The organism is Candidatus Hydrogenedentota bacterium (assembly GCA_019637335.1).
Lineage (GTDB): Bacteria > Hydrogenedentota > Hydrogenedentia > Hydrogenedentales > JAEUWI01 > JAEUWI01.
This window is the reverse complement of the sequence record JAHBVV010000001.1, coordinates 216,945-238,961: the sequence shown is the minus strand read 5'-3', so window position 1 is coordinate 238,961 and position 22,017 is coordinate 216,945. Positions and strand designations below refer to the sequence as shown.

The window sequence follows — 22,017 nt, the reverse complement described above, 5'->3', positions numbered from 1 at the left end:
CACGCCGCCCGGTGTGATCTCTCGCTTCCTGTTGGCGTAGGATGGGGCCTTCGGGTTTGCTGGAGACTCCCATGTTCAACCGCAGAGATTTCATGAAGGCCGGCGCGGCGGCGGGTGCGCTGTCGGTGCTGGCGAGCGAGGGCGCCATGGCCGCGCAACCGAAGACTCCTGAAGAATTCCGGGCGTATCAGGCGGAGTGCCGGAAGCTGCTGTGGTCGCTGCTGGGCGACCTGCCGGAAAAGCAGCCGCCGGTGGCGACGCTGAAGAAGGTGGAGCAGCACGACGGCTTCACACTCGAACATCTCGACCTGGAACTGAACGGCGTCGAGACCGTTCCGGCGTATCTTCTCCTGCCGGACAAGCGCGCGGAGAAGGCCCCGGCAATCCTCTACCACCACTGGCACGGCGGCGACTACTTCGTGGGGAAGGATGAGTTGCTGAAGGGAACGCGCGCGATGCCGGCCTATGCGCCCGTCTACGCTGAGAAGGGCATCGTCGCGCTGGCGATCGACAGCTGGTGCTTCGGCGAGCGCGCGCCCTATCCGGACAACGGCGGGAATGGCGAGAGCGACACCTTCAAGAAGATGCTCTGGTATGGCCAGGTGCTTTTCGGCATGATGCTGTTCGACGAGTGGCAGGCGCTCAACTACCTCTGCACCCGGCCCGAAGTGGACACGTCGCGGATCGGGTCTTTCGGCATCTCCATGGGCTCGACCAAATCCTGGTGGATGGCGGCGCTGGACGAGCGGATCCGCTGCTGCATGGACCTGTGCTGCCTGACGGACTTCGAGGCGCTCATTGAGACGAACGGGCTCGGGCGCCACGGGATTTACTACTACGTGCCGTCGCTCCTCAAGCATTTTCAGACCCACCAGATTAACGAGCTGATTGTGCCGCGCCCGCGCCTGAGCCTGAACGGGCGGGAGGACGGCCTGACGCCGCCGGCTGGGGTGGAGCGGGTGCGGGATCACCTGGCGCCGCTGTATGCGCAATATGGCAAAAGCGAGGATTGTGAGATCCGGCTTTACGACTGCCGCCACGAGGAACTGCCCGAAATGCGGGAACTTATTCTCGCCTGGCTGGATAGGTACCTTGTGGCGGGCGCGCCGCGACCAGCCTAACGCCGCGCGGGAGACGCGGGGCGGCGGGTGCGCCGCAGCCGGGCGCCGATGGCCCCGCCCGGTTTCGCATGAACCCGCCGCGTGGAGTAAAATGGGGCAATCCGGGCAGCCGAAGCATTCCCTGGCAGCGCGTTGCCGCGGGATGCCCGCACGTATAGTTCGAAGTCTGGCCGGCGCGCCCGGGGAGACAGGCGTCCGCCGCCGCCCCCGCGCATCCGGTTCACATTGCGCAAGCACAGGTTTTCCTTGATGAAACGAGACCACAATCTCCTTTTCGGAGTATTCGCGGTGCAGTTGAACAAGGTCTCGCCGGCCCAGTTGATGGATGTCGCCGGGGCCTGGGCAACGGATCCCAGCCGCGATATCCCGACGCGTCTCGTGGAGTCCAACGCGCTGCAACGGAAGGACCAGGAGCTCCTGGAGCGGCTGGTGAACGAGGCCGTGGCCGCGCACAACGGCGACAGTTTCGCGGCGCTGGAGTCTTTCGGGGGCGAAGAGGGCATCCAGAACACCTTCCGTGGCACGGTGCGCCTCACGGATTCGGGGACGGTGCAGCTTTCGGCGGCCCCGGAAGTCACGATTCCCCTTAAGGACGAGAAGCCCGAGGAAGTGCCCGGGGTCATCGAGAATTCCGGGCGTTACACGCACCAGTCGGAGCACGCGCGCGGGGGCATGGGCCGGATCCTGATGGTTCACGACGAATACCTGGGCCGTGACATCGCGCTTAAGGAGTTGTTGCCGCACATGGGCTCGACGGACGCGCCCGAGGGCACGGCGCCGAGCGAGGCCAGCCCGATCCGCTTTTCGACGGCGGTGATAGCGCGGTTTCTCCAGGAGGCCCGGATTACGGGCCAGCTGGAGCACCCGTCGATCGTGCCGGTGTACGAATTGGGCCACCGGAAGGACGGCACGCTCTACTACACGATGAAGCTCGTGCGCGGGCGGAGCCTTTCCCGTGCGATCCGGGATTCCAAGTCGATCCGCGAGCGGCTGGCGCTGCTGCCTCATTTTATCGACCTCTGCAACGCGATCGCGTACGCGCACAGCCGCCACGTGGTGCACCGGGACATCAAGCCGGCGAACGTAATGGTCGGCGAGTTCGGCGAGACGGTGGTTCTGGACTGGGGGCTTGCGAAGGCGCGCAAGGGGCACGACGCCCACGCGAGCGTCATCGAGCAGTCCATCATGTCGATGAACCTGGGCAGCGAGATCAAGTCGGCGAAGACCAATTACGGGCAGCTGCTGGGCACGCCCGCGTACATGCCCCCGGAGCAGGCCCTGGGCCACACCGACAAGATCGACGAGCGCTCGGACATCTACAGCCTCGGCGTCGTGTTGTATGAAATCCTCACGGGCCGGCTGCCCTTCAAGGCGAAGACCGTGAAGGACCTGATCACGCATGTGATCTACGAGGATCCGGTTCCGATCCGCCAGGTTGAGCCGGACACCCCCATGGAGCTGGCCGCCATCTGCGAGCGCGCCATGCGGAAGAGCCCGTCCGAGCGCTACGCATCCGCCAAGGAGCTTGCGGACGAGGTGACGCGCTTCCAGTCGGGCGCGCTGGTGAACGCCTATGTCTACTCGACAACGGACCTGATGTCGCGGTTTTTGCAGCGGTACCGGTCCGCCATCTACGTTGGCGTGGCGTTCATTGTACTGGGGGCGCTCGTGTCGGGCGTTTACGTGATGCAGATAACGCACGCCCGCAACGTGGCCATCGAGCAGCAGCGGATCGCGAATGCCGAGCGCGACCACGCCCGGGAGGCGGAAGCCGAGGCCCAGCGCCAGCGTGCGGCGGTGGAGGAGGAGCGCAATGAGTCCGAGCGCCAGCGCAAGATCGCCGAGGTCCAGTCGTACTATTCGAGCATCCAGCTTGCGAGCAGCAAGATCAACCAGCGTCAGTATCCGCTGGCGCGGCGGATACTCTGGGCGGCCAGCGAGGAATACCGCAACTGGGAATGGGGCTATTTCCTCAACCAGTGCTACCAGTCGCTCCGCGTGCTTGAAGGCCACGAGGATCGGGTGCTTGGCGCGGCGTTCAGCCCCGACGGCGCCCGGATCGTCACCATCGCCGGCAATGACGCGCGCCTCTGGAGCGTGGCCAACGGCACCCTGCAATTCACCCTGAAGGGCCATGCCGAAAAGATCTGGAGCGTGGCCTTCAGCCGGGACGGGAAACGCCTGCTCACGGTTTCCTGGGATCTCAGCGTCAAGGTGTGGGACACGGCCCGCGGCGTGCTCCTCTCCACGCTGGAGGGCGAGGCCGATGTCGCCGGGGCGGCGTTCAGCCCCGACGGCGCCCTGGTGCTCATCGCGGCCGATGACCAGGCGCGGCTCTGGGAGGCCCGCAGCGGAAAACTTGTGCGCACTTTCGACGGGCACAGCGAGACCGTGGAGAACGCCAACTTCAGCCCCGATGGCGGGCGGGTTGTGACGGCCTCGTGGGACCGGACGGCGCGGGTCTGGGACACGGGGTCCGGCGCGCTGCAGCTGACCCTGAGGGGGCACGCGTACGGGGTGATGTACGCCGCCTTCAGCCCGGACGGCGAGCGGATCGTGACGGCGTCGAAGGACAACACGGCGAAGGTGTGGAACGCGGCGAACGGGCGCGAGCTGGCGACGCTCATCGGGCATTCCGACGAGATCTGGAACGTCTCCTTCAGCGCGGACGGCAAGCGCCTGGCGACCCTGGCCTGGGACAAGTCGGTGCGCATATGGGACATGTCCGACTACCACCTTATCACCACGATCGACGGCCACGACCTCTCGATAGAAACCGCGCAGTTCAGCCCGGATGGGCGCTTCATCGTCACCGCGTCCCGCGACCGTAGCGCGAAGGTCTGGGACGCCATCGACGGGAAGCAGGTGGCCGTGTTGATGGGCCACTCCGGGGAAGTCTGGAGCGCCGGCTTCAGCCCGGACAGCGCGAGCGTGGTCACCGCGTCCGAGGACAAGACAGCGCGGATCTGGAGCGTGCCCCGGCTGGCGGCGAAGGCCCCGGAGGAGGACAATGTCGCGGGGCGCGTGGAAGGCGTGACGAGGGCCGCCTTCTCCCCGGACCGCCGCCAGTTTGTCACGACGTCGCGCGACCAGACGGTAAAGGTTTGGGATGTGGAGGGCGGCGCGCTCCAGCTGACGCTGGAAGGGCACGCGGGCGACGTCAACAGCGCGGATTTCAGCCCGGACAACACGCGCATCGTGACCGCCTCGGGAGACAACACCGCGCGGATCTGGAGCGCGGAGGGCGGCGCGCTTCTCGCTTCGCTTGAGGGCCACACCGGCGCGATCGAACGGGCCACCTTCAGCCCGGACGGCTCGCTTATCGCCACTTCCTCCCACGACAAGACCGCGAGGCTCTGGAACGCCGAGAATGGCGCGCTGCTGAACACGCTGACCGGCCACATCGACGCCGTGGTCAGCACGGCGTTCAGCCCCGACGGGTCGCGCGCGATCACGGCCTCTCTCGACGGGACCGCCAAGCTCTGGAACGTGGCCGATGGCGCGCTCCTGCACACGCTTGAAGGGCATAGCGACAGCGTGATGAACGCGCTGTTCAGCCCCGACGGCTCCCGCGCCGCGACGGTGTCGCGCGATGAAACCGCCAAGGTCTGGGACGCGGGATCGGGCGAACTCCTGGCCACGCTCGAGGGCCATACCCAGGAGATCCTGAGCGCGGCCTTCAGCCCCGACGGCTCCCGCATCGTCACCGCCTCCGCCGACAAGACGGCGATGGTATGGAACGCGCTGGACGGCTCCCTGCTGGTATCGCTGGAAGATCCCGGCGGCGGCATTCTCAACGCGTCCTTCAGCCCCGACGGCGAGGCGATCATTACGGCGTCCGGCGACAACACCACGCGGACCTGGTCGGCGATTCCCTTCCGGGCCTCGGACCTTCCCGGCGACGCCAGCATGACCTGGGAGGCCCGCTTCCGCCTCTGGGAGCTGCACCGCTACCAGGAGTGGCTGCTGACCCACGCGGGCTAGCGCGCGCCCGCGAAAAACGGTTGCCGTTTTTTGCCGGAGCCGGTACACTAATCGGTAAGGGAGATTGTGCAATCCGGGGCGGACAGCTACCACGCAGCGAGGGTTGAAGCTATGATTGCCATGCAATGCGCCGCCTGTGGAAAGTCGGTCACTGTTGAGGAATCGCTCGGGTCCGGGCAGCCGTGCCCCGTCTGCGGGCAGCCGGTCGGCGCGCTTCCGATCGGGCCGCGGGCCGAATCCACCGCGCTGAACGACCTCCAGGAGGGCGGGAAACCCATCCGCTTCGGCGCTTACAGCGCGGCCGCCGAAGCCGCGTGGGACGATCCAGCCGAACCCCACGTGGAGGAGCAGGTCGCCAGCCTCATACAGAACGAGGCCATCGTCGACAACGCGGTGCTGAACGCCGTTCCCCCCGAAGTGGAAGCCCGGTTTAAGGCGCGCCGGCGCGAGGCCCGCCGCAAGGTCATCGGCATCGGCGCGGCCGCCCTCATCGCCGCCGCCGCATTTCTCTGGTTCGTCCTGTCCTGATTGCGCCCGCCGGAAACGTAACCGTTTAGGCGTTTGAAGCAAAGAAGTTTTTCAACCACGAATGAACACAGCGCAGCCTCTGGGCGCAACCAAAGAAATGATCACCACGAAGGGCACAAAGGGCACGAAGAGAAACAGAGAATAGCTTTAACCGCAGAGAACGCAGAGAGCGCGTTCTTAACCACGAATGAACACCAATGCACACGAATGCATCGGGAGCGGCCGCGGGCGGTGATCAAGAATTGTGCCCACGGATTGCACTGATGACACGGATAGAAAATAGAAAATGATTTCGGTCGTTGGGGTGTGCAGGCGGCTGCGTGCAGGACGAGCGCAAGACATCTCGTGATCGATGTGTACGTGAAGAGGAGCGGGTCCCCAATGCTTTCCGCTCCCGGGGTCGCGGGGATTCTATTCCAAACCACTTACGTCGCTTTATTTCCCGAGCTCCCGATGCCGCGGACATGAATGACCGCGATCCTGGCGCGCCTTGCGGCGCGGTGGACAGCCGGGACGGCTATCCTACATTTGCCGCGGGGTGTCCGCGATGCATTGCGCCTTCGGCGCGATGCGGGCGGGCCCGCCCGCGCTCCCGGTTTGCGCTCTCACGTTGCCGTATCGGGCGACGACGATTATTTTCGGGCTGACCAGACCTCGGAATGTCAGGATTGTGAGCGATGCCGCCGGTTTCCTGGGGAAAGCCGGCTCATTTTGCCGCGCTTCCTCGTATAGTAACGGTCTGTTCGCGCTGTTTCCGCGCGTTGCCGCTTCAGGCGGCTAAAATGTTACCCGGAAACGAAGAAGCCGGGAGGATAGAAATCCTCCCGGCTCCGGGTAATCGGTGTTTCTCGCCGGCCGCCCCGGCTGGGGTGACCCGCGCCTTCAACTGCTCAATACAGCGCCATGCCTTCGGCTTAAACAGCCTGCGCGGAAGTGCTCGTGCTCGGGGCGCCCGCCTCCACCTGGCCGGGCCCGTTCGCAGGAAACACCCCGCGCCGCCGTGCGATGCAGGGACGATGGGTATTGCCACGGGTATGCGAACGCCTGAACTGGCGGCGGGGACGGGCCCCGCCCCTCGGCGTTCCACAAGATACACGGATTAAACTATGCTGCGGCGGCAAGTGCCGTTACGCGGAGCGAACTTCCCGGGCTTCCTGGCCCTTGCGGCCCTGGCCGACTTCATACGAAACCTTCTGGCCTTCCGTCAGCGTGCCTTCGGAGCGGTCGATGTTCGAAATGTGGATGAACAGGTCGTCGCCGCCGCCTTCGGGCTGAATAAAACCAAAACCTTTGGTTTCGTTGAAGAATTTTACGGTACCGATTGGCATTCTATTTTCCTTTTGCTTCAGTGTTTGTTCGGGCGCCATGTAACGCACATGCAAGGTTCCCGGTGGATAGGTTCCTCTCGCCCGTCCGAAAAGTATACCATCTTTTGGGACAAAATACTATTGCTTTAAATAATTACTTATTCCCCCGAAAACCCGGCCCGACCGGGCCGCCCGCGGGCGCGCGCCGCCTGGCGCCGAAACCCCGGCGCCATACAAGGACGCAGAATTCACGAAAGGGCCTGCGCAGCATGGCCCGGGGCAAGGGAATCGATATTACGTGAGGGCTGAAAGCCCGCCCCGAACGGCCTATGTACGCCGTCTGGGGCCTCTGTTGGTGAAATCGTATCGACTGGTCTGTCGGCCCGAAGGGCCAGTGCAGCTCCCAGCCCCGGGCAACCCGGGGACGCCACATTCCCGCCGTGAAAGGGCAGCGCAGTGGTGACTCAGCTCAATCCCCGGGCGTTGCCCGGGGCTGAAAACTGCGTTGGCCCTTCGGGCCGAAAGCGTGCGCTGGCATCCGGCTCTTCTGCCGGATATACGGTCTGCACTACAGAAAAGCATCGGTAGTACCAAACCTGCACCCCATTCTTGCGAAAAAAACTAGAAGACAATAGATGGAAGTGCGATATCATAAACAATTGTTTGTTGGAGATTTCCAAGGTTTGTGGCGGCATCCGGCCCCGTAGGAGCGACAGTTGATAGCTTGTGGTGAACCGAGGCACGAGCGCAACCCCAGGTGCTTCTCGAAGAAACCAGAATCCGTGTGAGTCATTTCGGTTTCGATAGCTTAGAATATGGCGAGGAGAATCGCTTGAAGGCCAAGGGGAAGAACAGAACAGTTGGATGGGAAGTTCAGCTAGCAAAACTTCATAGTCGTTACGTAATGTCGCGGAGGACAATGCGATTGGCAGAGATCTTTGCCAAGCTACTTCCGAAAGGTTCGACCGTACTGGATGTGGGATCGGGAAATGGATGGCTAGCTTCAAAGGTGCTGGAACTCAGACCCGATCTCAGGATAACCGGCCTAGACGTATTCATGTGGCCAGAACGACAGATTCTGACTTTGCAGTTTGATGGTAAGACAATTCCTTGTGATGACGAATCTTGGGACTACTGTATGGCATCCGACGTTCTACATCACACTGAAGCTCCGGTTCAGTTGATGCTAGAAATGACAAGAGTTTCACGCTATGGAGTAATTGTCAAGGATCATATCGCTCACAACAAACTCGATAGACTCGAGCTCACAGTTATGGACTGGCTGGGAAACAGAGGCCACGGGGTAGGTCTGAAGTACGATTACTGGTCATGGGATAATTGGGAGAAAGCATTTAAATCTTCGGGGTTGCGAGAAGACGCGCTGAAGCTTTCGCTTGGGCTTTATTCTTGGCCACTGACCTGCCTCTGTGATCGGCGATTGCATTTTGTGGCCAGGCTGCTGAAGGAATGATATTTTCCGCATGTTATATGCGTGACCAAATATATGGGGCGGAGATGCAGCGTGGCTCAAGAAAAGCAGAGCAAGTGGTTGGAGCAATGGAAAGCCTTTCGTGATGAGGAGTTGTTTCTGTTTGAAGAATGGATTTCTCCGAACAAATTGGAGGATTTCCGTGGCAAGACAGTTTTGGAAGCAGGCTGTGGCGGCGGACAGCACACATCTTTCGTTGCTCCATACTGCAAGCGAATAGTTGCTGTCGATCTTAATGCAGTGGAAGTTGCCGCAGAAAGGAACTCAGACCTTACGAATGTTCAGTTTCTTGAGGCAGATATTGCGGTGATGGATTTGCAGGAGAACTTCGATGTAGTTTTCTCTATTGGGGTGGTACATCATACGGATAGTCCTGACTCGACCGTTGCAAACCTTGTGCGGCACTTGAAGCAGAATGGCAGATTGATTCTGTGGGTGTACAGCAAGGAGGGGAACTGGATTGCGGAGTTTCTCATCGAGAGGCTTCGACGAATTGCGCTTCGAAACGCCAGTACTCGTGCCCTCCTGCTTATTTCGAAGATCTTAACCTCTGTGCTTTACTTGCCAATCTACTCGCTCTATCTGTTCCCGCTTCAGATGCTTCCCTACTACGAGTACTTCAGCAACTTCAGGCGCCTGTCGTTTGAACGGAACGTGCTCAATGTCTTCGATAAGCTGAATGCGCCCCAAGTAGAATTCATTTCTGAAAGTCGCGTACGTGGTTGGTTTCCGCCAGAAAAGTTTCGTAACGTACATATTTCGTCGTACAAGGGTGTGAGTTGGCGGGCAAGTGGGATTTACACGCACACTGATGATCTCTCAAAGTGAGATTCCAATCCCGAGAAGAAGTGCGTCTGCATCAAATGTATCTGCCCCATCGTTGCTTAATCTGATGATTCTGACAGTATTTAGCGTTTCAGAAGCGCAGTCCAGCGGCGTGGAACTGATTTCAGTGATATGAAGAGTCTCCAATGTGCCGAGCGTTGTGTTCACAAAAGTCGTAGTGCCGGTTACGACAAAGTTGCTTCCGTTACTGAATGAAATTGGTAGAACCCCCCACCGCACATCGCCCCCTGTGCCGGCTTGTGCGCTCCATTCGATGGTGAAGGTGAGGGGGCGGCCGTCGTAGGCCGGGGGCAGGCGGAACTGGAAGTAGGCGGCTTCGGGGTTGTTGGGGTCGAAGGCGAGGGTGGGCGTGGCGACGTGGAAGTTGCGCCAGCTTACGGGGGTGACGGGGCCGCAGGGGAGGGCGGGGTCGGGCATGCCGAGACTTGCGGGGAGGTAGGCGCTCCAGGTGGTGTCGACGCCGGTGACGGCGAAGTCGCCGGCGACCGTGACGTCGCTTTCGAAGGCGGCTGGCCCGCCGAGGTCGAGGCTGCCGCTGGCGGCGATGTTCCCGGCGCGATCGAAGTCGGCGCCGCCGTCGGGGGCGGATCCGTATCCGCCTCCGATGCGGAGTTCTTCGAGGTGGCGGGGGTGCGATCCGAGGCTGACGGGCATGGCGGTTTCCTCCTTGGGGGTTGCCTTTGACAAAGCGCCTGCTTATAGGGATGGGCCATTGCACTTTTTCGGGCGGGCCGGACCGCGCCTGCGCCAAAACGTGCGCCCGCCGGCATTGCACCGAAGGCGCCTGGAGGTGTTTACCGTATCGGCATGTATGATTGGGGGGCAGGTTGGACCCGGACTACCGCCGCATATCAGATTCGCGCCTACGGCGCGTTGCGGGCGGGCCGCCCGCGCTCCCATTGGTCCGCACTTCCGTTGCGGCGCGGGATTGTGCCGTCGAGGAATCAAGCCAGCTTCAATCCGCTGAACTATCACCAAATGGACAGTTGGAGGCATTCTCCTACGAGACGCAAAGCTGCGGGACGATGCCGTTCACCGGACCTTTGCCGTGCGCGCGAATCAGCCGCCGCCCGCCGCGAACCAGTCTCCGGTGATTTCGGGCCGCACGGGCGGGGCCGGGCGGGGATGATCGACGCCACCGCGGGTATCGTGGGCAATGTCGCCCGTGACCGCCAGCACGGGCGCGCCGCCGCGCCACACGGCGCTCAGGGACGCCGGTTCCGGCAATGTGATCCGCCCGCGCGCGCTCGGGCCCTCGATGGCGATCGCCGTCGCGCCGATGACGGTTACGGCGTCGCGATCGCGCAGCGCGGTGAAGGCGGCGTCGGTTTCGATGCGGACCCCGTCCGGGAACGTGGCGGCTCCGGGGCCGAAGGCGATGCGCCAGGTGTGTGCGGCGGTCTCCACAAGCACGGCGTCGGACCGGTCCGTTGCGGGGAGCACGCGCTTTACGTTGGGGCGGTCTTTCCAGGCGTCCCACACGGCGAGGAAGGGCGCGGTCTCGGTGCGCCGCACGCACAGCGTCTGGGTGGGCGGAAAGGCCTCGGTGATCACGGCGTTGTTGAGCGGGTAGGTCTCCAGGGCGTACACCCGGGTCTCCGGCGCGCCGACCATGGTCAGGCGGGACGTGGCCCCGTTGACCGGCCATTCCGCAGACCAGTCATCGCCCGTGGCGGCCGCCCGGACCGTCCCCGAACCGTTCGCCAGCCACGCCTTCGGCTCGAAATCGCCCGCCGCCGTATCCAGCGAAAGCGCGGGCGCGATCCCCGCATGGTTCACGATCCAGTCGTGCGTCTCGCCGCCCTCGACGCGGAACAGGTCCACGATCACATCCTCGATAATCGCCACGGAGCGGCGGTAGACCGAGGTCTGGTCGTACAGGCGATCGCCGTGTACCTCCGCGAACTGGACCTCGGGGCCGGCGTGGAAGTACCGGATAATGGGGGTCTGTTCGGGGGTGAGGGCCTCGCCCTGCGGTCCGGACTCGAAATCCACGGTGACGGTGTTGTGCGCGGGAGTGAGCGTGCCGAGCACGCGGAGGTTCTGCTCGTTGTAGGGCACGCTCTTTTCCAGCGCGAGCAGCTCCCCCTGCGCGAAGTGGGTCAACGTGAGGTGGTCGGCGTGCTGGTGCCCGCCGCCTTTAATGAGCGCGTTGATCCCCGCCCAGACGCGCTCGCCGTTCCATTCGCCGCGCAGGGACACCCACCCGCTGGAGAGGTGGGAGCTGGTGTAGGGCGTTTCGTGTTGGTGGATTTCCGGCGCGCCGTGCAGCAGGCCATCCCAGGTGCGCCGGCCTTCGCGGAGACGCGGGTAGTCCCCGACGGCCTCGATCCCGAAGTAGCGGTAGCCCACCTCGCCGGTCCAGGCGTAGCTGTCCATCCCGGCGCGGGCCTTCGTCGAATCCCCGACGATGGTCATGCTCCGGTCCGGCATGGCCATGGACAAGAACCACGTGAGCGCGTTGTGGATGACCCGCCCGCCCGGGCTCTCGCGGCGGGTCAGGTCGTACTGTTCCGGCGGGAAGCGGTCCGGGTCCATCCGGGCGAGGTGGTGCGAGAGCACGGCGAACTCGCAGAGGTAGCTGACCGGGTAGAGGTGGTAGCCCGACGCCAGCTCCCAGAAGGCGCCGTCCTCGTTGAAGTGCGCCGCCAGGATGCGGCTCATGCTCCGGTGCTCCGACAAATGCGCGGCGTCATACGCGCCAAAGCCGAAGACCCAGTCGATGAGATCCTCGCGCTCCAGCGCCAGCGCCGCCTGCGCGATGGTCCGGTGCCACTGGTAGATGTTGTTATGATCATACACGTAGTACGGCTCCAGCATGACGTCGTCCAGCATGCGCTGGAGGAGGTGGGTCTCCACGGCCTCCCGGTCCTCCGGCGTCATGCGGTCGCGCAGGAGCTCGTAGGTCTGCGCGAGATCCGCCAGGATCTTGTTGTCGCCCTCGCGGTGGTAGGTGAAGATGCTGCCATACTGCCGGAAAGTCTCGGCCTCCGGCGAAATACCCTTGCCCGGGCGCCACGGCATGGCCTGGATGCGCTCCGCGTAGAGCAGCAGAATTTCCTCTGCGCGATCCAGGAGCCGCGCGTCGCCCTCCAGCCGCCCGATCGCCGCCATCTCCACCAGCCGCTGCGTCAGCGTGATGTGGAACAGGCAGATCCAGCCGTCATAGAGATCGCCGTGGTAGCGGTCCCCCGGCTCATAGACCCCGGAATCGGCCTCCGGCGGAAACGCATTCCCGCACGTGCCGCAGGTGAAGGCGTCGGGGTTGAACGGATCGAATTGCAGGGTGACCCGGTCGTCCGGGCACGAGAAATTGTGGTACACATTGCCGCCCTCGACGGGGAAGATCCGGCGGAGTTCCTCGGAAGACAAATCGACCCACGGCTGCGCCGCGCGCCGGTGCGAGTCGTAGACCTCCCGCGCCCACGCGTGCGCCGCGACCTTCTCGCGCACGCCCTCGAGCGTGGCGTCGGTGATCTGGCCGGCGGGGTGTTGCCACTGCGCGGCGGCGGCGATGGAGAGCAGGGATGCAAGCACGGAAAGGGACATGGGGCGCTCCGGTTGGCGGGGTGTTGATTCGGGGGCAGTGTAGACGAGCGGCGGGCGCGAGATCACGCCCGGCGGGAACGGCAGAGCGCACAAGCCCATTGACGCCCGGCGGGCGGCGTTCTACAATGCCTGTATCACTCTAGCCGAACGAAGTACAGTGGCCAAACCAGAGCGACTTGCTGAATAAAGACTACGTTGATCTATGGAGCGCCGGCGGCTCGCCGGCAGATTGCGCCACCGGCGCAATACAGCATTCTGGAAATGCTACCGTTGCATCAGAAGCCGCGTGTCGTCGGAGGACCCCGGCAACGTATTCTTGCACCTTCGGTGCAAAGCCGGCGGGCCGCCGGCGCTCCATGCACACCGGCTCCATTAGTAAAAACACATACTGTTCCGCACTTCAGACCGCTAAAGTGTTACCAATGCCTCTGGTTCACCTCAACCCCAGGATACCCCGGCCATGATTGCCCTGCTCCTGCCCGCCATCGCGCTTTTCGCCGCCGACCTTCCCGCGCCCGAGCCGCTCGACGGCGCCGTCTCGGTCTACCGGAGCCTGCCCTTCGCCGCTTATGGCGAAGCGACCCTCCTGCTGGACCTTTATGTTCCCGCCTCGACGCCGGAACCCGTCCCCTGCATTGTGGTTATTCCCGGCGGGGGATTCCGCCCGCAGGTCAAGGACAGATTCGGGGACACCGCGCGGCGTTTTGCGGAGGCGGGCTTCGCGGCGGCGAGCATCGGGTACCGCGGCTGGCCGGAGCATCCGTTTCCGGCGGCGGTGCACGACACCAAGGCGGCGGTCCGGTTCCTGCGCGCGAAGGCCGGGCTGCTCTCCATCGACCCCGCGCGGATCGGCGCGTTTGGCCAGTCGGCGGGCGGGCATCTGGCGGCGATGCTGGCGGTATCGGATCACCCCGACCTGGAGGGCGATGGCGGCAACGCCGGGGTCTCCAGCCGGGTGCAGGCCGCCGTGACCTATGCCGGGGTCTTCGATTTCATCGAGCGCTTTCGCGAGAGCAACGAGAACGAGAACAATCCGGAGAAACGGAGGACGAACGGCGCCTGGATCGGGGAGCCCTTCTCCCCGGAAAGCGCGGTCTGGCGTCAGGCCTCGCCCTACTACCACGTGTCCACGGGCGACGCGCCGATGCTGCTCGCGCATTGCAAGGACGACCGCACCGTGTACTGGAAGCAGTCGGAGCGGATGTACGAGGCCATGAAGGCCGTGCGCCCGGAGAGCCGCCTGCTGCTCTTTGAGGCGGGCGGCCACAACCTCCGCGGTTCGGCGGCCGTGCGCGACGAAGCCTGGTCGGCCGCGCTGGCGTTCCTGCGGGAGACGCTCCTGAAGCCGCAGCCCGAGGCCCCGTTTGTGCCGGTGGTCGCGCCTACCCGTGCCAACGTCGCCTACGGTCCGCACGGGCGCAACGTGATGGACGTGTGGCTCGCGCCGTCGGACTCCCCCACGCCGCTCCTCGTCTCCATCCACGGCGGGGGCTTCCGGGGCGGCAACAAGAAGGTGAGCAACCGGCTGCTGGCGGCCTGCCTGGAATCCGGCATCTCCGTTGCGGCGATCACCTACCGGCTGACCGATGAGGTCATGGCGCCGGTCCCGTTTCACGACGCGGCGCGGGCGATCCAGTACCTGCGCCACCGCGCGGCGGAATGGAACATCGACCCCGCGCGCATCGCGGCGAACGGAGATTCCGCCGGCGCGGGCCTGTCGCTCTGGCTCGGCTTCCACGAGGACCTGGCGGACCCCGACAACACCGATCCCGTGCTTCGCGAGTCGAGCCGGCTCGCGTGCATCGCCGCGGAGAACGGGCAGGCCTCCTACGACCCACGCTACGTCCGCGCGCTGATCCCCGAGATGGCCACCTGGGAGCATCCCGCGCTGGGCTACCTGTTTGGCGTCAAGTCGAGCGAGATCGACAACCTGCCCGAGGAAAAGTACCGCCTCTTCGAAGAGACAGCGCCGATCACACACATCACCCCGGACGATCCGCCCGTCCTCATGACCTACAACAGCGCGGCGGACGCGCCGGTGACCTCGCTGCGCGTGGGGATACACCACCCGCGCTTCGGCTTCGCCCTGAAGGAGAAGCTGGATGCGGCGGGAGTCCCCTGCGTGGTGGCGTGCGGCTTCGAGGGCCGTGGCGAAGCGCGCGACGCCCTGATCATGGACTTTCTGCGGGAGCACCTGCTGCCGCCTGCGCCTCCACCGAGCGAATAAACGCGTTCACGGCCTGGGCCCCGGCTTCGGGCTGCTCCACGAGGTGCGCGTGCGAGGCGTTCGGAATCCAGAAGATCTGGATGTTTTCGCGGTCCGGGATCTGCATCATGGCGCGCCCGGGCCGCTCCTTCTGCCCGCGATCGCCCCAGAGTTGCAGCATCGGTGTTGAGGTCGCCAGGAGCGCCTCGTACCCGTCCCACTTCCGCCAGATGGATGCGAAATCCCGGATCTCCTCCGGCGTGAGGCGCGCCTGGCCGCGGTCGCGGTTGGCGGCGCGCTCCGCGGCGACGGCCGGCGTGGACGGAAACGGCCCGAGGTGGCCAAAGGCGTTGAACTGGACCGTGTGGTGCGTCCAGCCCTCCATCGGGATGGCGCCCGCCAGGCCTTCCGGCGCGCGTCCGGCGATTTCGACGGCGAGCATGCCGCCGATGCTGTGGCCGCCCAAGTAGTAGCGGTCCAGGCCGAGATGCGCCACCACGCGCATGACATCGTCCGCCAGATCGGCCATCGTGGCGCCCATCTGGTGATTGCCGCTGTCGCCGTGCCCGCGCAGCTCAATGATGATGATGCGCAGGTTCGCGTCGAGATGGGGTACGAAGCGGTTGAAGCTCAGGTAGTCGCCCCAGCTCCCGGGAATCAGCACCAGGTTCGGCCCATCCCCGTCGCGAATATGCCAGGCAAGCTTCGTTCCATCTTCCAGTTCGAGCGCGCCCCCCGCGAACGCGGCGGACATCGCCGCCAGGCTCGCCTCATAGTCCGCTGGCAGGTTGGGATCGCGCTCCTGCCCGGGGGCGAACAGGGCCACAACAAGGGCGACCAGCACGGCGAATCCGCGCGCGGAAAACAATGTATCCATGGAATCCTTACTCCCTCGTGCGAAAACGTGTCTACGGCACGACCGCGCCGGTTACGTGATCGAACAGTACACGCTTGATAAGGCCGTCCTCATGCGCGCTGGTGAAATCGTGGTCCATGGTGAGCAAGACGGATCCGGTCACTTGTGCGGCGGCGGCTATCCACAGATCGTTCTTCTGGCTGTGAAGCGCCCAGCCGCGCTCCGTGGCGCATGCGCTCAGCCGGGCGTACGCTTCGATAACCGCCGGATCGCTAATGTCAATGTATACGAGTTTATCCAGCAGCGCGTCCAGTTCCCGGAGCTTTTTCTCACCCCAGCCGCGCCGGTATGCGATGGCGCGAATTTCCCCGCGCGTTACGACGCATATCAAGGGGCGGAATCGGGACTGAGTAAGTTGGTATATCGTGTCAATTGCCTGAAAGGCGGCGGAACCGCGCACGATATGCAGCACCAGCCCCGTATCCAACATGTAATTGGGGGGCTCGCTCACCGCCCGAGGTCCGCCAGGGTCGCAAGCAGTTCTTCGGCGGACTCATCCCCGGGCCAGGCCCCGGCCAGGGAAGCCAGGCCGCCATTCGCCCGCGAACCGCGGTCAGGCAAATGCGCCGCTTGCGCCGGATTGGGCTCGGGCCGGGGCAGCACGGAGAAAAACGCGTCTTCCGGAAGCGCCGGCCGGATCGCGTCCACATCCACACGCAGCACCTTGCCATTGGGGCGAAAACTGGCGTCTCCCTCGATAAGCACCCCCGTGTTCAGGTATTCCTTGAGCGGCGCCAGGTCCATGGGCGTCCAGACCGCGCGCAGGCGCTCGCCGCCGCCCGTCTCGACCTCAAACACGCGATCGCTGCAGCGCACCATGTCGAGAACGCCCTGAACCCGGACGCGGCGCGGCGATGGGGTCGTGCTGATCAACCGGCCCACCGCTTCGATCAGCGGTTGTTCGATCGCCGGTATATCCCGGCGCGGCGCCCGGCGCTGGCCGCTGATCGTGATGCGGGAAACCCCGTGATCCAGCGCCCGCCGAAACTGGTGGATCCGGCGCAGGAGCGGGAGATCGAACCGGTTACTCGTATCCAGGCGGGCGCCGATGTCGGCGAGCGTATACCCCAGAAGATCAAGCGCGGTTTCGTCGGGGCCCGGCGCGTCGTCCCACAGATCGCGCTGATCGTAGAGCGCTGGCGCGGCTTCGCCCAGCGTGGGGGCCTCGAAGACCAGCACGGTCGCGCCGTCCTGGCCCGCGCGCAGCCCGGCGAGGCGGATCGCCCACGCCTTCTGCAACGGGCGGGACGGGCGACCTTTGATGCGGCTGGACGAGAAAAAGGCCAGGCGAAGATTGTCCCGGAGCGCGGGCTCCAGCACGGACAGCAGCGGGGCCGCGGCGGCTGGCCTTGGTTTGCCGCCGCCAGCGCCGGGCCCGTGCAATGTAATGGTGTGTTCAATCATGGTATCGAAAGCGCATCTGCTCCCTGTCGTTTTATACGCTCAGTATACCCGATCCCGGCGGAACCGCGGCCGGGTTATCCGCTTTCAGATTACGCCACTTCCACGTTGTCCCCGACCTTCACGTTCGCCTCCGCCGCCGCGTTGATGGCCCCCGCGCCGCCCTGGCCGAGCGTGCAGTTTCCGATCTGGTTGGCCTGGCCGGGGCCGGTCCAGTGGATGGCGTGGGGCATCTTGTTTTCTTCGCGGGAATCGAGGATCGAGCAACCCTGGATGTTCACCAGATCGCAGGAATCGAGGTAGATTCCCGGCAGGCCTGGGTCCAGGATCTGGCAGGCGCTAACGGTCATTCGTTGGCATCCGATGATCTCAACCAGCCCCTTCCGTTCCAGCGTCACCGGGGTGTTCACGGTGTGCTCTCCCGCAAAGGCGTCGTGAATGATGGAGCCGGTCAGCGTGCAGTCGGTGCAGCCGTCAAACGTGATGCCCGTGGCCAGTTCCTTCGGCAGGTAATCGCCGTTGTGATCGAAAGTGTTCCCGGCAACCGCAATGCTCCGGCAATTGGTCGCCCGCAGGTTGCGCTGGTGGCCGCTGTAGATCACGTTGCCGGATATCGATACGCCCCGCGCCGACACCAGGTCGATATTGGTTTCCTGGCTGCCGATGAGGTTCCCGCTGATGGCGAAGAGGCCCGCGTGCAGGTTGGCTTCGGGGCGGCTGATGAAGCGGATATTCGCGCCGCCTGGCGAAAAGCGCGACTGGATGGTGTTGCTCGCGATGGTCCCTTCGCGGATGGTGGCCTTCTCGCCGGTGGTCTCGATCCAGATCTCCGCGCTTGCGGGCGCGCCTTCCGAAACATGCCGGTCGTAGTTGTATTCGATGTCGTTGCCCGTGATCTGCACGTTGCGGACTTCGCCGTTGAGGATCTTGATGCCCGAAAGCTTGTTGTAGCTGATGTGGCTGCTCGCGACAATGATCTGGTGCAGGTTCACGTGATCGAGAAACACGCCCACGCCGCTGTTGTCGTAGATGTGGCAGTGGCTGATGAGGACGTTCCGCGCGCGCTCCGTGAGGTGGATGCCGTGGCGGAGTTTCCGCAGGAGCACGCTTTCAAAGGTGCTCATCGCGGTCTGGTGGCAATGGATGCCGTCCGCCTCGGGGTGGCGCCCTTCGATCTCGAGGCCCTGCACCAGCGGCATGCGCTCGCGCGCCCAGATGCCGTCCTGGAAGGTCTCCGGGCCCGCCGTGCCGCCGTGGTTGCCGCGGAAGTCGAGCGCGGGGCCGGCCCCCTCCATGAGGATCTTCGCGGTCCCGCCGCTGCCGGCGAGGCTGACAAAACCGGTTGTGGCCAGGTCGATGGTGATGGTCTTCGTGATGCGGTAGTTGCCGGGGGGGAACACCACCTCGTTGACGTTCTCCTGAATGGCATGCTGGATTGCGGCGGTATCGTCCGCCACGCCATCCCCGATAGCCCCGAAATCGCGTACGCTGCGCATGAAAGCTCCTCTCGTGCGTTGGTCTGGTGTATCCGGCGAGTATAGCGAAGCGAGGCGGCGCATGCCAGCGCATGCCAGCGCATACCGAAAGCAGTACAAGTGTCGTGCACGCTCCCCGGGTCCCCGTCCGTACTTTCAAGAAGGAGCGCGAAGAGAATGTGGTGCTGGCCTTCGTGCCGCATTGTGGCGCCCGTTTAGGATGAAAGTGGACGGCGGCTTCGCCGCCTGGCAGGCGGGGACGCCTGCGCTCCCAGCCTTTGCCGCTTCCTTGGGAGAGTTGCTGTAATCTGGTTTTTATGAGCCAGTTGTGGTGATGCCGAGGCGTTTTTTCTGAGTGGAGCAGCCGCATATGACGAGTTGCGCCACCCAGTAAGGATGAAAGTGGACGGCGGCTTCGCATTGCCCGCATCACGCGATATGGAGCACCGCGCACTTGAGATAATTGGTTTCCGGCATGCTCAGGAGCACCGGATGATCCGGACTCGCCCCCCGCAACTCCAGCAGCTGGGCGGATCGCTTCTCGGCGGCCGCGGCCCGCTTGAGGATGTCGAGAAAGTCGGCCGGCGGCACGAAGTGGGAGCACGACGACGTGAATAGAAGTCCGCCGGGCCGGGTCGCGCGGATGGCCGCCTGGTTGAGCGCCAGGTAGCGGTTTGCCGCCTTCTTGGCCAGGCCGCGGCTCTTCGCGAAGGCCGGCGGATCGATGATCACGAGGTCGAACGGTTCCTCCGCTTCCAGCACCGCTTCAACATCGCCGTGGCGGAAATCGATCGCGTCCGCGAGGCCATTGGCCTCGGCGTTTTCGCGGGCGAGCGCGATCGCGGCCTCGGCGCTGTCCGCCGCGATGATCTCGCGGGCCCCGGCGCGGGCGGCGTGGCAGGCCCAGAGCCCGAGGTGGCAGTGGCCGTCGAACACGCGGGCGCCCGGCGCGAAGGGAGCGGTCGCCAGGCGGTTGAGGCGCTGGTCGAGGAACATGCCGGTCTTCTGCGCGCCTTCGAGCCGCAGCCGCACCTGCATCCCCTCGAGTTCAAAGGCGAGGGTCTCGGGAATTTCCCCCTGCGTCACCACGTCATACGCCACCTGCACGCGCACGCCCGTGACGCCTTCGTTGGACAGAAAGGCCCCGGCGATGGCGTCCATCCAGGGCCGGTAAAACGCGCACGAAGACTGCACGGTCACGGTCCCGCCGAAGCGGTCCGCCACGAGCCCGGGCAGGCCGTCGCTCTCGCCGAAAACCCAGCGGTAGGCTTGCGCTCCCGGAAAGAGTCGCTCGCGGAGTGCGCGCGCGGCGCCGATGCGCTCCCGGAAGAAGTCCGCGCCGATCGCATCCTGCCGGCGGGCCAGGAGACGCACCGCGATGCCGCCCTGGGCCTGGTAGAAGCCCCGCCCGACAAAGCGCCGGTGGCCCGTATATACGTCCACCAGTTCGCCGTCCTCCAGTTCCGGGAGCTTGTCGAACTCGGTGCGGTAGGCCCACAGATGGCCGCGCTGGAGGCGGCGTTCTTCGCGGGGCTTCAGGGTGGCGGTGCGGATTTCGCTGGACATGGCGACAGGAACCTCATGGCGGGGGCGCGGTTGGGAGGCCGGAAGTATAGCACGACCGCGCAAAGCCCGCCAACGGCAGGGCAATCCCATTTAAACTTCCAACTCGAGCCGGGCGCCACATGAACCACCTTCAATGTTATAAGGGGCGCGTGTTGGCGCGCTGGCATTTCGCCTGCGGCGAATCCCGGACCTTGCCGGCACAGATGCCGGCGCTCCAAAACGCTCACTATCGTTGATTCAAGGTTCCAAATCGACTCAAGTTTACGCCCATATACCGAGGTCGAGTTTAAATGCGATTGCCCTGCCGCCAACGGCCCCGCGATCGCCGCTTGGCCCCGCCCGCCGCCGTGGTATATCATCGGCGCTTACGCTGTAATGAAACGCAACGAGGCAGGAATGACATCATGCATGGAAATCGAAGCATCTCCCGGATGTTCGGCGTGGTTGTGGGGCTGGGCGTGAGCGCGCTGGCCGTCCAGGCGCAAGGGACCCGCGCCGTTTCGGTCGACCCGGAGACGGGCCTGGCGGCGGCGGTGGTCGTTGAAGATCGGGCGCTCGCGCACACGGCGCAACTTCTCCCGGTGGACGCGTCGGGCGTGATCGCGGGCGATACGCTCGACGCGCAGCTCGACCGGCTCGTCGCAAACCTGTCGTCGATCCTGGGCGAAGTGGGTTCCAGCCTCGACGCGATCGCGCGGCTGAACATGTACGTCACGTCGGACGCGCTGGTGGGGGAGGCGGCCGCGCGCCTGAAGGGCCGCCTGGGCGATGGCGCGCACCCGGCGGTGACCTGGGTTGTTTCGGCGCTGGCGGACCCGGCGGCGCTGGTCGCGGCCGACGCGATCGCGGCCGTGGCGGATGATCGCGCGCCGGAGGCCGTGCTGCGGCACACGAGCGGCGCGATCCCCGCGCGAAACGGCGCGGCGCACGTGGCGGTATTGCCGAAAGGCCGGGCGCTCTACATTTCCGGCATGGCCGAGATGGATACGCAAGACCTAGTCGTCGCGTCAAAGGGCACGATGGACCAGCTGCACGAGGTGCTTGCGCTGAACGGGTTGTCCGCGGAGCACGTGGTGCACCTGAAGGCCTTCATGAAACCCGCGTCCGGCGTGGCGGAGGCGGAAGCGGTAATGGCGGCGTTTTATCCGGACGCCACCGCGCCCGCGATGACCTTTGTGGACTGGCTGAACGGCATCCCCACGGAGATCGAGCTGATCGCGTGGATCCCGGGCGCCCCGGAAAGCGCGGACCCGGTCGAGCACCGCTGGCCGCCCGAGGTGGCGCGGTCGCCGGTCTACTGCCGCTACGCGATCGTGAACAGCCCGGTGCGGATTTACACCCAGGGCTTCACCGCGCGGAAAACCCTGGATGCCGCCGGCCAGGTGCACGATATCTTCGCGCAGTTGAAGGCGGTGCTGGAACCGCTGGGCGGCGATTTCAGGCACATGATCAAGGCTACGTACTACGTGACGGCGGACGACACCTCCACCGCGTTGAACGAGATCCGCCCGGAATACTACGACCCGGAGCGCCCGCCGGCGGCCTCGAAAGCGACGGTGGCGGGATCGGGCTCGCCGGATAAACGGCTCGTGCTCGATATGGTGGCGACCGGCGCCGCGAAATAGCCCG

The 22,017-nt window shown here is 64.6% G+C and carries 15 protein-coding genes; 7 read left to right on the top strand and 8 right to left on the bottom strand.

Going from position 1 to position 22,017, the window contains the following annotated elements; translation table 11 throughout:
* The first annotated feature begins 71 nt into the window (after positions 1–71).
* The 3 genes from KF886_00945 to KF886_00935 all read left to right on the top strand — a co-directional run bounded on the left by KF886_00945 (position 72) and on the right by KF886_00935 (position 5,633).
* Positions 72–1,121, top strand: a complete 1,050-nt coding sequence (locus KF886_00945) for a twin-arginine translocation signal domain-containing protein (protein MBX3175904.1) — start codon at positions 72–74, stop codon at positions 1,119–1,121.
* Positions 1,122–1,370: 249 nt separating this feature from the next.
* Complete coding sequence (locus KF886_00940) at positions 1,371–5,105, top strand: protein kinase (GenBank protein ID MBX3175903.1); 3,735 nt, start codon at positions 1,371–1,373, stop codon at positions 5,103–5,105.
* Between the two features lie 111 nt (positions 5,106–5,216).
* A complete protein-coding gene (locus KF886_00935; GenBank protein MBX3175902.1) occupies positions 5,217–5,633 on the top strand; it encodes a hypothetical protein in 417 nt (138 codons plus the stop codon).
* A gap of 1,127 nt (positions 5,634–6,760) precedes the next feature.
* On the opposite strand, the gene KF886_00930 is transcribed toward KF886_00935, so the two are convergent.
* Complete coding sequence (locus tag KF886_00930; protein ID MBX3175901.1) at positions 6,761–6,961, bottom strand: cold-shock protein; 201 nt, start codon at positions 6,959–6,961, stop codon at positions 6,761–6,763.
* Positions 6,962–7,697: 736 nt separating this feature from the next.
* Here KF886_00930 and KF886_00925 point away from each other — a divergent pair.
* Both KF886_00925 and KF886_00920 read left to right on the top strand, forming a co-directional pair.
* A complete protein-coding gene (locus KF886_00925; GenBank protein ID MBX3175900.1) occupies positions 7,698–8,411 on the top strand; it encodes a methyltransferase domain-containing protein in 714 nt (237 codons plus the stop codon).
* Between the two features lie 51 nt (positions 8,412–8,462).
* On the top strand, positions 8,463–9,257 hold the full coding sequence (locus KF886_00920) for a class I SAM-dependent methyltransferase (GenBank protein ID MBX3175899.1): 795 nt from the start codon (positions 8,463–8,465) through the stop codon (positions 9,255–9,257).
* Here the strand turns inward: KF886_00920 and KF886_00915 are convergent.
* Together KF886_00915 and KF886_00910 are read right to left on the bottom strand one after the other, a co-directional pair.
* Positions 9,249–9,929 (bottom strand): hypothetical protein, encoded by a 681-nt coding sequence (locus KF886_00915; protein ID MBX3175898.1) that lies wholly within the window; start codon positions 9,927–9,929, stop codon positions 9,249–9,251. The genes KF886_00920 and KF886_00915 overlap by 9 nt on opposite strands.
* A 405-nt stretch (positions 9,930–10,334) precedes the next feature.
* The gene (locus KF886_00910) at positions 10,335–12,824 is read right to left on the bottom strand and encodes a hypothetical protein (protein ID MBX3175897.1); all 2,490 of its coding nucleotides are present in this window, start codon (positions 12,822–12,824) and stop codon (positions 10,335–10,337) included.
* Between the two features lie 460 nt (positions 12,825–13,284).
* Between KF886_00910 and KF886_00905 the strand changes: the two genes are divergently transcribed.
* Positions 13,285–15,051: an alpha/beta hydrolase gene (locus KF886_00905; GenBank protein ID MBX3175896.1), complete on the top strand. Its 1,767-nt coding sequence runs from the start codon at positions 13,285–13,287 to the stop codon at positions 15,049–15,051.
* On the opposite strand, the gene KF886_00900 is transcribed toward KF886_00905, so the two are convergent.
* From KF886_00900 to KF886_00880, 5 genes are all read right to left on the bottom strand, one after another.
* Positions 14,996–15,907 carry an alpha/beta hydrolase gene (locus KF886_00900; GenBank protein MBX3175895.1) on the bottom strand — a complete coding sequence of 304 codons (912 nt, stop codon included), beginning with the start codon at positions 15,905–15,907 and terminating at the stop codon, positions 14,996–14,998. The genes KF886_00905 and KF886_00900 overlap by 56 nt on opposite strands.
* A 31-nt stretch (positions 15,908–15,938) precedes the next feature.
* Positions 15,939–16,397 carry a PIN domain-containing protein gene (locus KF886_00895; protein MBX3175894.1) on the bottom strand — a complete coding sequence of 153 codons (459 nt, stop codon included), beginning with the start codon at positions 16,395–16,397 and terminating at the stop codon, positions 15,939–15,941.
* Positions 16,394–17,350 (bottom strand): hypothetical protein, encoded by a 957-nt coding sequence (locus tag KF886_00890; GenBank protein ID MBX3175893.1) that lies wholly within the window; start codon positions 17,348–17,350, stop codon positions 16,394–16,396. The genes KF886_00895 and KF886_00890 overlap by 4 nt, the downstream gene beginning before the upstream one ends.
* Positions 17,351–17,439: 89 nt before the next feature.
* Positions 17,440–18,843 carry a right-handed parallel beta-helix repeat-containing protein gene (locus KF886_00885; GenBank protein MBX3175892.1) on the bottom strand — a complete coding sequence of 468 codons (1,404 nt, stop codon included), beginning with the start codon at positions 18,841–18,843 and terminating at the stop codon, positions 17,440–17,442.
* A gap of 408 nt (positions 18,844–19,251) precedes the next feature.
* Positions 19,252–20,388 carry a class I SAM-dependent rRNA methyltransferase gene (locus tag KF886_00880; protein MBX3175891.1) on the bottom strand — a complete coding sequence of 379 codons (1,137 nt, stop codon included), beginning with the start codon at positions 20,386–20,388 and terminating at the stop codon, positions 19,252–19,254.
* Between the two features lie 404 nt (positions 20,389–20,792).
* On the opposite strand from KF886_00880, the gene KF886_00875 reads away from it, so the two are divergent.
* Positions 20,793–22,013 carry a RidA family protein gene (locus KF886_00875; GenBank protein MBX3175890.1) on the top strand — a complete coding sequence of 407 codons (1,221 nt, stop codon included), beginning with the start codon at positions 20,793–20,795 and terminating at the stop codon, positions 22,011–22,013.
* Positions 22,014–22,017 lie beyond the last annotated feature (4 nt).